The 10,383-nt window shown below is 64.3% G+C and carries 11 protein-coding genes; all 11 read right to left on the reverse strand.

Annotation, left to right across the window (positions count from 1 at the left end):
* The 11 genes from ACP7DD_RS20650 to ACP7DD_RS20700 all read right to left on the reverse strand — a co-directional run bounded on the left by ACP7DD_RS20650 (nucleotide 1) and on the right by ACP7DD_RS20700 (nucleotide 9,916).
* Nucleotides 1-312 carry a metal-sensitive transcriptional regulator gene (locus ACP7DD_RS20650; protein WP_426176706.1) on the reverse strand — a complete coding sequence of 104 codons (312 nt, stop codon included), beginning with the start codon at nucleotides 310-312 and terminating at the stop codon, nucleotides 1-3.
* 12 nt (nucleotides 313-324) lie between these two features.
* Nucleotides 325-1,242, reverse strand: a complete 918-nt coding sequence (locus ACP7DD_RS20655; RefSeq protein ID WP_426176707.1) for an aldo/keto reductase — start codon at nucleotides 1,240-1,242, stop codon at nucleotides 325-327.
* Nucleotides 1,243-1,362: 120 nt separating this feature from the next.
* Complete coding sequence (locus tag ACP7DD_RS20660; protein ID WP_426176709.1) at nucleotides 1,363-2,511, reverse strand: D-alanyl-D-alanine carboxypeptidase family protein; 1,149 nt, start codon at nucleotides 2,509-2,511, stop codon at nucleotides 1,363-1,365.
* Between the two features lie 86 nt (nucleotides 2,512-2,597).
* On the reverse strand, nucleotides 2,598-3,227 hold the full coding sequence (locus ACP7DD_RS20665; RefSeq protein WP_426176710.1) for an alpha/beta hydrolase: 630 nt from the start codon (nucleotides 3,225-3,227) through the stop codon (nucleotides 2,598-2,600).
* 10 nt (nucleotides 3,228-3,237) lie between these two features.
* Complete coding sequence (locus ACP7DD_RS20670; RefSeq protein ID WP_426176711.1) at nucleotides 3,238-3,555, reverse strand: (2Fe-2S) ferredoxin domain-containing protein; 318 nt, start codon at nucleotides 3,553-3,555, stop codon at nucleotides 3,238-3,240.
* 43 nt (nucleotides 3,556-3,598) lie between these two features.
* Nucleotides 3,599-4,729, reverse strand: coding sequence for a VanZ family protein (locus ACP7DD_RS20675; RefSeq protein ID WP_426176723.1), 1,131 nt, complete (start codon nucleotides 4,727-4,729; stop codon nucleotides 3,599-3,601).
* Nucleotides 4,726-5,376, reverse strand: coding sequence for an ABC-type transport auxiliary lipoprotein family protein (locus tag ACP7DD_RS20680; protein ID WP_426176713.1), 651 nt, complete (start codon nucleotides 5,374-5,376; stop codon nucleotides 4,726-4,728). Before ACP7DD_RS20680 ends, ACP7DD_RS20675 begins: the two co-directional genes overlap by 4 nt.
* Before the next feature lie 9 nt (nucleotides 5,377-5,385).
* Entirely contained in the window at nucleotides 5,386-6,345 is a 960-nt protein-coding gene (locus ACP7DD_RS20685; RefSeq protein WP_426176714.1) for an MlaD family protein, read from the reverse strand.
* 2 nt (nucleotides 6,346-6,347) lie between these two features.
* A complete protein-coding gene (locus ACP7DD_RS20690; protein ID WP_426176725.1) occupies nucleotides 6,348-7,184 on the reverse strand; it encodes an ABC transporter ATP-binding protein in 837 nt (278 codons plus the stop codon).
* 71 nt (nucleotides 7,185-7,255) lie between these two features.
* Nucleotides 7,256-8,392, reverse strand: coding sequence for an MlaE family ABC transporter permease (locus ACP7DD_RS20695; RefSeq protein ID WP_426176715.1), 1,137 nt, complete (start codon nucleotides 8,390-8,392; stop codon nucleotides 7,256-7,258).
* Nucleotides 8,393-8,446: 54 nt separating this feature from the next.
* Nucleotides 8,447-9,916 carry a DUF4080 domain-containing protein gene (locus ACP7DD_RS20700; protein ID WP_426176716.1) on the reverse strand — a complete coding sequence of 490 codons (1,470 nt, stop codon included), beginning with the start codon at nucleotides 9,914-9,916 and terminating at the stop codon, nucleotides 8,447-8,449.
* Between the last annotated feature and the right edge of the window lie 467 nt (nucleotides 9,917-10,383).

A 10,383-nucleotide genomic window follows, 5' to 3' on the forward strand; every position in this document is an offset into this window, starting at 1 on the left:
TCACGCAAACTTGTCCAGCATCGCCGCCAGCCTGCTGGCGCTGGCCTGCGCTGCCGCAAGGTCCTGCGCGTTCTCGCTCTGGTTGACGATGCTGTTCGTCAGCAGCTGGACAAAGGAACGGTCCAGCGCCTTGCGCGCGGCCGCCATTTGCTGGGCCACCGCATCGCAGTCGGACGGCTGCGCCGCCTGGGCAATCAATTTCTGTACGCCGCGCAGCTGGCCCTCGATGCGCGCCAGCCGGTTCAGCAGGTCCTTCTTTTGCACCGCGCTCAGCGCCGTGCCGTCGACTATCTTCAGCGCGCTGTCAGACATGCAAGCTCCACGTCAAGCCACCTCGTGGGACCGGGCCGCACGAAGAATTGTAAACCAATCCGTACGGCTGAGCACAAAGGCGGTGCCGGCCACGGCGACCCGGATCGCCTCGATGCGGCCGCTGCCGGTCAGGGGAATCGGCCGGCTTGGCAGTTGCATAATCCAGCCGAACACCACGCTGGCGAACGGCTGCTCGATGCGGTCGGCGATCTGCTTGATCACCAGCCGCAGGTTTTCGGCGTCGCCATCGGTGCCGTTGAACAGGCGCCCGCCGGCCAGCGGCGACCACACCATCGGCGCCACAGCCAGGTCTTGCAGGCCGTCGAAGGTCTGGTCGAACATCGGCGCCACGTGCATCGGTGAAAACTCGACCTGGTTGGTCGACAAGGTGATGCGGCGATTCAAGGCCTCGAACTGGTGGCGGCTGAAATTCGACACGCCGAAGTGCAGCACCTTGCCGGCTGCCCGCAGCGCGCCGAACGCCTCGGCGATTTCGTCGAAATCCATCAGCGGGTCGGGCCGGTGGATCAGCAGCAGGTCGAGGCGGTCGGTGTGCAGCTGGCGCAGCGACTCTTCGACCGAGGCGACGATATGCTCCGCGCCGGTGTCGTAGTGCTGGATCGCATGGGCGGGGCGCTGCGGCGACACCAGCTTGATGCCGCATTTGCTGACCAGTTCGATGCGGTCGCGCAGCGACGGCTGGGCCCGCAGCGCTTCGCCGAACAGGCCCTCGACACCGTAGCTGCCGTAGATGTCGGCGTGGTCGAAGCTGGTCACGCCGAGCGCGATGCACTGCTCGATGAAGCCGATCCGCTGCGCCACCGTCATGCCCCATTCCGTCATCCGCCACATGCCGGCGACGATGCGCGACAGTTGCGGGCCAGTGGCGCTGGTGGAAATACGTGGACAGTGCAGGTCGGTAAGTATCATAGGGGTCAGACCCGTTTTTTCAGTTGGGGGATGACGGGGACGCCGAGTCCCCGGTTGAGTTGGTGCATGCGAACCCGGTTCAGACCCCTGAAAGAAACACCGCGGTCCGACGCTGGCCGATTATTTGAACCAGAGGCGCATCGAATCCCACGCGCGGCCGAAGATGCTCGCCTGCGCAACGTCTTCCAGTGCGACGACCGGCAATTGCAGCAGCGGCTTGCCGTCGACCATCATCTTCAGGGTGCCGACCTGGCCATTGCGCGCCAGCGGCGCCACCAGCGGGTCCTTGCGCTCGAGCACAGGCTTGAGCTTGGCGGCGACGCCCTTCGGCACCGTCACCAGGACGTCGCTGGCAAAGCCGATCTTGACCGACGCCTGCGAACCCTTCCACACTTCCGGCGTGGCAATCGCCTGGCCTTTGCTGTACAGCTTGACGGTGTCGAAATTCTGGAAGCCCCAGTTCAGCAGCTTCTGGCTTTCCTGCGTGCGCGACGAATCGGACGTCGTGCCCAGCACCACGCTGATCAGGCGGCGTTGGCCGGCCGTGCCGTTCGGGCGCCGCGCCGACGCAATCATGCCGTAGCCGGCGTTCTCGGTGTGGCCGGTCTTCATGCCGTCGACGGTCGGATCGAGCCACAGCAGGCGGTTGCGGTTCGGCTGGGTAATCTTGTTGTACGTAAAACTTTTCACCGAGTCGATCTTGTAGAACTCGGGGAAGTCGAGGATCACGCGCGATGCCAGGGTCGACAGGTCTTGCGCGGTCGAATAGTTTTCCGCGCTCGGCAGGCCGTGCGGGTTGCCGAACTTGGTGTTCTTCAGGCCCATCCGTTCGGCCTCGCGGTTCATCAGCGCAACGAACGTGCCTTCGTCGCCGGCCACCGCTTCGGCCAGCGCCACCGCGGCGTCATTGCCCGACTGCACCATCAGGCCGTGCAGCAGGTCGTCGATCTTCACCGGCGTGGCCGGGTCGATGAACATTTTCGAGCTGCTCGGATCGACCTTCCACGCGCGCACCGACACGTTGACCATCTGGTTGATGTCGATCTTCTTGTCTTTCAGCGCCTGGAACGTGACGTAGGCGGTCATGATCTTGGTCAGCGAAGCGGGCTCGATGCGCGCGTTCGGATCTTGCGCGGCGATCACCTGGCCACTGGTGGCGTCGAGCAGGAGCCAGGATTTGGCGGCGATGGTGGGCGCCGGCAGGGTTTGCGCGACAGCGGCGCTCATCAAGGCGACACTGACGGCGAGGGCCGCGAACATTTTTTTCATGGGAATCAAGGTCTTAAAAAGGTGAGGTGCGTCGACAATGCCGCAAAGCATTGCCGATAAAGAAGAGGGTCCAATTATAACGAGGATTAATCGGTCCGCCGCCATAGTTGTGTTACAAGATTTTTGATATGGCCGAGCTTGCGGTGGAAGAAGTGGTCGGCGCCCGGGATGACGATCACCGGGATGTCCTGCGGCCGCGCCCAGTCGAGCACCGCCGTCAACGGAATGGTGTCGTCGAGCTCGCCGTGGATCAGGATCGAATCGGCCGGCACGTCCGGCATCGCCCACTTGCCGGCCGCGCTGCCGACGAGCACCAGGCGTTCGGCCGGCTGGCCGGCGGCGATCAGGCGCTGCTGCAACTGGCTGGCGACAAAGGTGCCGAACGAGAAGCCGGCCAGCGCCACCGGCAGGCCCGGCAAGCGCGCCCGCATCTGCTCGAGCACGATGGCCATGTCGTCGGCCTCGCCGCGGCCCTCGTCATGCACGCCGTCGGAAGCGCCGACGCCGCGGAAATTAAAGCGCACCGCCGCGTAGCCGAGGCCGACAAAAGTGCGCGCCAGCGTCTGCGCCACCTTGTTGTCCATCGTGCCGCCGTACAGCGGGTGCGGGTGCGCCACCAGGGCAAGGCCGCGCGGCGAGTCCGCCGGCATGTCGAGCACGCATTCCATGTTGCCGGCGCCGCCGGCGAGGGTGAATTTTTCCGATTGCTTGTTCATGGCCTTGCTGTCAGATCTTCAGGCGATCGACGACCTTGCCGCCGACCAGGTGGCTGTCGACGATCTCGTCGATGTCGCTGTTGTCGACGTAGGTGTACCAGACGCCTTCGGGGTAGACCACCAGCACCGGGCCTTCTTCGCAGCGGTCGAGGCAGCCGGCCTGGTTGATGCGGATCTTTTCATGGCCGTTCAGGCCCAGCTGCTTGATGCGGCCCTTGGCATGCTTTTGCGCCGCCAGCGCGCCGCGTTCACCACACGAGGAGCGCCCGTCGTCGCGCTGGTTGACGCAAAAGAACACATGTTTCTCGAAATATGGTTTGTCGCTCATCGATTTCTTCCGCTAAATTGGGGCAAAGCGCAATGATACGCTGTCACTGCCGGTTCAGTTTATGCGAGGGAAGCACCAGGAACCAGATCGCGAAGAACGGCCATAGCAGCGACAGGAATTGCGCCGCGCCATTGAAGTTGAGGAACTTGCCCTGCACCCAACCTTGCAATGTGGACACGAAGTACGGATTGGCCGGGATCGTGTTGACCACCACCAGGCTCAGCAATAGAGTCACGACGGCGAGGCGCCGCTGCGCCACCTGCGGCGCGAACGCCAGGCCGGCCAGCATGATCAGGCCGATCAGGAAGCCGCCCTGCGCCCCTGGCGTGATCCACACCCACGCGTTGTCGGGCGTGAACAGCAGCGACGACGCCAGCGTCTTGAACGCCAGCGCCGCCGCCAGCATCGCGATGATCAAGCGGGTGCGCGGGGCGCCGCGGCGCGTCAGGAACAGCATCGTCAGCACCGCGCCGGTCATGCCGCAGGCGGTGATGATGGTCTCCGACAGCCAGTACTGCTCCACGCTCATCGCCGCGCCCGGACGCAGCATCGCCACCAAATCGATGCTGGTGTCGAACCAGTCCGACAGCCACTCCGAAAAGATCGGCAGCACCTGGCCGTGGCCGAACAGGTAGCCCTGCGGGTAGATTTGCGCCAGCGGCCACAGCGCCAGCAGCACCATGCCCTGGCTGCCGTGCGAGGCGAACCAGCGCTGGCGCACCTGGTACAGGCGGCTCTGGTTCAGGTACGAGCGCGCGCCGGCCGCGCCGACCAGGGCGCCGACGAAGCAGCCGACCGAATTGGTCAGGAAATCGAGGTTCGACGGCACCCGGCTTGGCAGGTAGGTCTGCACCGCTTCCATCCCGCCCGACACCAGCATGCCCAATATCGCCGTCAGCAGCAGCGCCCAGAAGCCGCGGATGCGCGGGTACAGCGACGGTACCATCAGCATGCCGAGCGGGATGTAGCCGATGACGTTGACGATGACGTCGAACGCGGTCCAGTAGCGCTGCGGCGTCAGGTTCAGGAACGCCCATGGTTCGAGCCCGGTGCTGCGCCAGCCGGTGAACGGGAACCAGCTGGCGTACACGATCAGCAGCAGGTACACCAGCAGCGCGGCGCGCACCATCGGCGAGCCTTTGCGCCGCTCCGGCCGGATCTCGCCTGCGATCATTGCTTGCGCGTTGTCGGCGCCGTGCGCGGGTCGCTCGCCAGCCATGCGATCATCTCGCTTGCCACCGCGTCGGCCGCCTGCGCCAGCGCGCGCGCGCCGCCCGCTGCATCGGCGCTTTGCGCGCCGACCTTGTGGCGGAAGGTGCGCTGGTCGACCAGCGTGTGCTTGTCGAACAGCGAAACGCGCACCGCCACTTCGCCGTAGCTGCTGGCGGTGCTGTCGAAACTGTGGGTGAAGTCGTCCAGGTCGATGCGCAGCAGCGGCACCCCGGTCGAGGCGTCGGTGGTCGACAGCACCTTCACGCCCGACTGCGCCACGCGCGTCTTGAAGCGCTGCGTCAGCAGCTGCAGCGGTGTCGCATTCCAGCGGCTGTTGGCATACGCGCGGGCCTGCAGCGGATCGGCGTAATTGAGCCGGTAAAACATGCGCTCGCTGTCGTAGGCGGCGTTGCCGGTGACGTCGGTGACCACCGCCGCGGCCAGGTTCGCGCGGCCGGCTGGCGCCGGCGATGCCGCAGCGGCCGGGCCGAAATCGTAGATGGCATTGGTGGCCGGGCCCTTCGAGCTTGCGCAGCCGGCCAGTGCGGCGCAGGCGGCCAGCGCGAGCAGGGCGCGGCGGGGAAGATGGTTGGCAATGGACTGGTTCATCGGTTTTCCTTATTTGGTCGGAGCGACAAAACCGGGTTCGCCCGGTCCGGGCGTGGCGCCGGCGTTCCCGAACAGCAGGCCTTGCGGCCGGTCGGAGAACGAATCGGCGGTGCGCTTGACTGCCCGCAGCGACGTGCGCGCCTGGTCCGTCATCGACGTCAGGTGCGGCAGCGTCTGCAGTTCGAGTTCGCTGGTGACGCCTTCGAGCGAGCCGCCGACCCGGTCGACTGTGCTGGTCAGGCGCGTGATCGGTCCGTCCGGCGCCTGCAGCGTCGTGGCCAGCTTGTCGTAGTTCTGCACCGTCTTGCTGGCGCTGGCGGCCAGATCGTTAAACGAGGCCATGCTTTGCTCGGCCTTGGCGGCCAGTTCCGGCAGCCGCTTCAGGGTCGGTTCGAGCTGCTTTGGAATGGCCGCATATGCGTCGGCCGTCTTGCCGATGCTCTCGAAGGCGCCCAGCATGATCTTCTGGTTGTCCGGCGCCACCAGCTCGTTGAGGCGGGCGGTGATCTGCTCGGTTTGCTTGAGGATGATTTCGCCGCGCTTTTCCAACTGGTCGAGGAAGCCCTGGCGCAGCGGGATCGCGGCGACGTGCTTCTTGTCGCTGGCCAGCAGGGGCGAACCGGTCTTGTCGTCGTCGAGCTGGATGAAGGCGATTCCTGTCACGCCCTGGTAGCCCAGCTTGGCGAAGGTGGTCTTGGTGACCGGCGCTTCCGGGTCGACCGACAGGCGGATCACGATCTGGCCGGCGACGGCGGGGTTGAAGTTGATGTCGTCGACGCGGCCAATCTCGAGGCCGCGGTAACGCACCGCCGCCTGCGGGTTCAGGCCCGGGATCGATTCGGTGGTGGTGATCAGGTAGGGCACGCGCTCGACGCGATCGCGGTTGAACCAGATCCCCGCCAGCACCGCCGCGATCAGCAGGGCAATGGTGAAGAAGCCGGTCATCAAGGCATGTGATCTGTTTTCCATATTCAGTTCTCCGGTTCTTTCGCGTGCTCGCGATCGTCGAGCACCTGCTCGTGTTCGTCCAGCACCTCAAGGGCGCGCTTGCCGCGCGCACCCAGGAAAAATTGTTTGATGAACGGATGGTCCACCGTCAGGATGTCGCGCGTCGGGCCGATCGCGATCACGTGTTTTTCGGCCAGTACCGCGATCCGCGTCGACAGCGCGAACAGCGTGTCGAGATCGTGCGTGACCATCACCACCGTCAGCCCCAGTTCGCGGTGCAGCGACTGGATCAGGGCGACGAAGGCGTCCGACAGGTCGGGGTCCAGCCCGGCGGTCGGTTCGTCCAGGAACAGCAGCTGCGGCTCGAGCGCCAGCGCGCGCGCCAGCGAGGCGCGCTTGATCATCCCGCCCGACAGGTCGGACGGCATCTTGTTGGCGTGTTCCACGCCGAGGCCGACCATGTTCATCTTGACCAGTACGGCATCATAAATGACGTCTTCGGGCAGCGCGCGCAGTTCGCGCATCGGCTGGGCGATGTTGTCGAACACCGTCAGCGCCGAATACAGCGCGCCCTGCTGGAACAGCATGCCCCAGTGATTGCGCATGCGCTGCAGCTGGTCGGCGTCGGCCTCGGTGATGTCTTCGCCGAACACCCGCACGCTGCCGCGCGCCGGCGTCTCCAGGCCCAGCATCTGGCGCAGCAGCACCGTCTTGCCGGTGCCCGAGCCGCCGACGATCGACAGGATTTCGCCGGCATAGATTTCCAGGTTCAGGTCCTGGTGCACCACCGTGCGGCCAAACTTGGTCCACAGGCGCTCGATCTGCACCACCGGCGGCCCGACATCCTCGTCGGGCTTCATCGTCAGGCGCGGCTCCGCGCGGGTCGGCTTGGTGTCTTCCGGCTTGGTGTCTTCCAGCTTGGTCTCCTCCATCAGTCGAACCCCACGCCTGAAAAGATAATCGCGAACACGGCGTCCGCCAGGATTACCACCGTGATCGCGGTGACAACCGCGGTGGTGGTGCCGTGCCCGAGGCTCTCGGTATTGGGCTTGATGCGCAGGCCGAAGTGGCACGACACCAGCGCGATCAGCATGCCGAACACGACGCCCTTGAGCAGGCCGATGACGTAGTTCGCCAGCGGCACCGCGTCCGGCAGCTTCTGCAGGAAGTAGCGCGCCGACAGGTTCAGTTCCATCTGCGCCGACACCATCCCGCCGATCAGCGCCATCGCGTCCGTCCACACCACCAGCAGCGGCATCGAGATCGCCAGTGCCAGCACCTTCGGCATGATCAGGCGGTAGCCGTGCGAGATCCCCATCACCAGCATCGCGTCGAGTTCCTCGGTCACGCGCATCACGCCCAGCTGCGCGGTAATCGACGAGCCGGAGCGGCCCGCCACCAGGATCGCCGCCAGCAGCGGCCCCAGTTCGCGGATCACGCTCATGCCGAGGATGTTCACCAGGTACATGTCGCCGCCGAAGGTGCGCAGCTGCTGCGCCGACAGGAACGACAGCACCACGCCGATCAGGAAGCCGACCAGCGCGGTGATGCCGAGCGCCTGGAAGCCGGCATGGAAGATGTTGGCCGAGATCTCGCGCCATGGCCCGGTGGTTGGATGGCGCGCGAAGCGCAGCAGGTCCTGCACCACCTGGCCGATCAGCCCGATGAAGCCGCGCAGGTGCTCGAAGAACGACATGATGGCGAAGCCGAGAATCATCACCGCGGTCAGGCGGCTGCGGCGCGGCTTGACCACCTGCGCCACGCAGGCTTCCTCGATGCGCTTGAATAGCTCTTCCTGCTTCGGCGCCAGTGTCAGCTGGGCGGGACGCTGCTTGCCCCAGCAGTTCCAGAACATCTGCGCGCCGATGTGATCGAGGCTGACGATGCCCGACAGGTCCCAGGCGAGCTTCGAATTGTCCTTCAGCGACGCCAGCGTCTTGATGATGGTCTTGATCGCGCCGCGGTCCGCCAGCGCGTGCACCTGCCAGATACCAGTGGCCATGACAGCGGCGGAACTGATGCTGTCGGCATGGTGAAGGGTTAAAGTTGGCGCATTTTCAAGTGGCATTGCGCCAGTGTAAAAGAGTTTGGCCCGGTCCGCTACCGCTGTTCGCTAGCGTACTCAAGCGGCCATGTGACGGGCCTGGCGCTGCGGCGCGGCCGCTACCTGCTTCGGCCGCTCGCCGGCATAGTCGCTGCCGACCAGCGCCTGCGCGGCGTCCTTGCCCATGCCGCGCACGTGCAGCCACTGCGTCACCAGGGCGGCCAGGCGGTCGAGCGCAATCCGGTGCGTGGCGTCGGTCTGACTGTAGATCCAGTCGGAGAACGCCATGAAGTTCTCGAACGGCGCCTCGCCCAGCATCGCCGGCAGCGTATTGACGAAGCGGCCGGAGTTCGCCACCAGGTCCCAGTAGCGGGCAAAGCGCACCAGTCGCAGCATGGTGCCGAAGTCGATGTCCCTGGTCGCCAGGATGGTGTAGGGCGGGTAGGGATCGAACACCATGCCGAACGCCTCGGTGTGGCGGATGATCGGCGTGCCGCGCAGCCGCTTCAGGATGCCGAACTGGATCTCGTGCGGCTTGAGCGCTACAAGTTGGTCGAAGCCGCGCGCGAAGCTGGCCACGTCTTCGCCCGGCAGCCCGGCGATCAGGTCGACGTGCAGGTGCGCGTGCGAGTGCTCGCACAGCCAGCGGATGTTCTCCGCGGCCTTGGCGTTGTCCTGGCGCCGGCTCACCAAAGCCTGCACCTCGGGATTGAAACTCTGGATGCCGATTTCGAACTGGAGCGCGCCCGGCGGGAATCTGGCGATGCCTTCCTTGAGTGCGTCCGGCAGGTGGTCAGGCACCAGTTCGAAGTGCGCGTAGACCGGATCGTCCGGATTGGCTGCCAGCTTATCGAGGAAGAACTGCATGATCTTCAGGCTGGTCTTGATATTGAGGTTGAAGGTGCGGTCGACGAACTTGAAGAGCCGCGCGCCGCGCGCATGCAGCGTCTCCAGCTCGGCCAGGAAGGTGTCGAGCGCGAACGGCCAGGCCGTCTTGTCCAACGCCGACAGGCAGAACTCGCACTTGAACGGGCAGCCGCGCGACGCCTCTACATATAAGGTACGGTGCGCGATGTCGTTATCCGAATACAGCGAGTAGGGCATCGCGATCTCCGCCATCGGCGGTTGCACGCCGGCGTGGACCTTCATCAGCGGCTTCGGCCCGTACAGGATTTCGCCGCACAGCTTCAGAAACGTCACGTCGCCCCAGCCGGTGACGAGGTAATCGGCCAGCTGAACGATGTGCTGCTCGGCGCTCTCGTGCGACACTTCCGGTCCGCCCAGCACGATCACCACCTGCGGCGCAACGCGCTTGAGCATCGCCACCACCCGCGTGGTTTCTTCGACGTTCCATATATAGATGCCGAAACCGATCACCCGCGGCTGGCCGGCCAGCAGCTTCTCGACAACCTCGGTCGTCTTCGCACCGATCACGAACTCCTGGATGCGGGTCTGCTGCTGCAGCGGCCCCATGTTCGCCATCAGGTAGCGCAAGCCCAATGATGCGTGCGCGTAACGAGCGTTGAGGGTAGAGAGGATGATCGTCATCGGTAGTTGTCGCGAAAAAGCAGCCATTTTACGCCCGCGGCGACTATTTCTCGCGAAATGTCACAAACCCCCTTGCCAAGCCGCGAGGCGCTTTGCTATAGTTTGCCTCCCGATGAAAAAGACGCACCGAATCAACAGGTTGCGGCGGATTCATAGGAATTGCCTTAACGGCAAGCAGTAAAAAAGAAGTTGACGAATCGAGCGAAATGCTCCATACTCTTTCTTCTTCGCGGCTGACAAACAAAACGCTTTGTCAACAAGCCGCAAGCAGTACCGAACAAGTTCTTTAAAAATTAACAGTCGATAAGTGTGGGCGTTTGATGAGGGTGCCAGTGACTTCGGTCACTAAAAACTTAAATTATCAAATGTTCACAAAGAAGAAATATAGGCGCTTCGCAAGAAGTGGCCTGTCAGTATTTTGAGTGAGCGACCTACCAGCAATGGTAGTGCCAGAAATGGCAACAAAC

The organism is Massilia sp. TWR1-2-2 (genome assembly GCF_049897565.1).
Taxonomy (GTDB): Bacteria; Pseudomonadota; Gammaproteobacteria; order Burkholderiales; family Burkholderiaceae_D; genus JAFCUW01.

Bases quoted from the DNA above. Each gene is read 5' to 3' on its own strand.
- ACP7DD_RS20650 (WP_426176706.1), bottom strand. From the start codon at position 312: ATGTCTGACAGCGCGCTGAAGATAGTCGACGGCACGGCGCTGAGCGCG.
- ACP7DD_RS20655 (WP_426176707.1), bottom strand. From the start codon at position 1,242: ATGATACTTACCGACCTGCACTGTCCACGTATTTCCACCAGCGCCACT.
- ACP7DD_RS20660 (WP_426176709.1), bottom strand. From the start codon at position 2,511: ATGAAAAAAATGTTCGCGGCCCTCGCCGTCAGTGTCGCCTTGATGAGC.
- ACP7DD_RS20665 (WP_426176710.1), bottom strand. From the start codon at position 3,227: ATGAACAAGCAATCGGAAAAATTCACCCTCGCCGGCGGCGCCGGCAAC.
- ACP7DD_RS20670 (WP_426176711.1), bottom strand. From the start codon at position 3,555: ATGAGCGACAAACCATATTTCGAGAAACATGTGTTCTTTTGCGTCAAC.
- ACP7DD_RS20675 (WP_426176723.1), bottom strand. From the start codon at position 4,729: ATGATCGCAGGCGAGATCCGGCCGGAGCGGCGCAAAGGCTCGCCGATG.
- ACP7DD_RS20680 (WP_426176713.1), bottom strand. From the start codon at position 5,376: ATGAACCAGTCCATTGCCAACCATCTTCCCCGCCGCGCCCTGCTCGCG.
- ACP7DD_RS20685 (WP_426176714.1), bottom strand. From the start codon at position 6,345: ATGGAAAACAGATCACATGCCTTGATGACCGGCTTCTTCACCATTGCC.
- ACP7DD_RS20690 (WP_426176725.1), bottom strand. From the start codon at position 7,184: ATGAAGCCCGACGAGGATGTCGGGCCGCCGGTGGTGCAGATCGAGCGC.
- ACP7DD_RS20695 (WP_426176715.1), bottom strand. From the start codon at position 8,392: ATGCCACTTGAAAATGCGCCAACTTTAACCCTTCACCATGCCGACAGC.
- ACP7DD_RS20700 (WP_426176716.1), bottom strand. From the start codon at position 9,916: ATGACGATCATCCTCTCTACCCTCAACGCTCGTTACGCGCACGCATCA.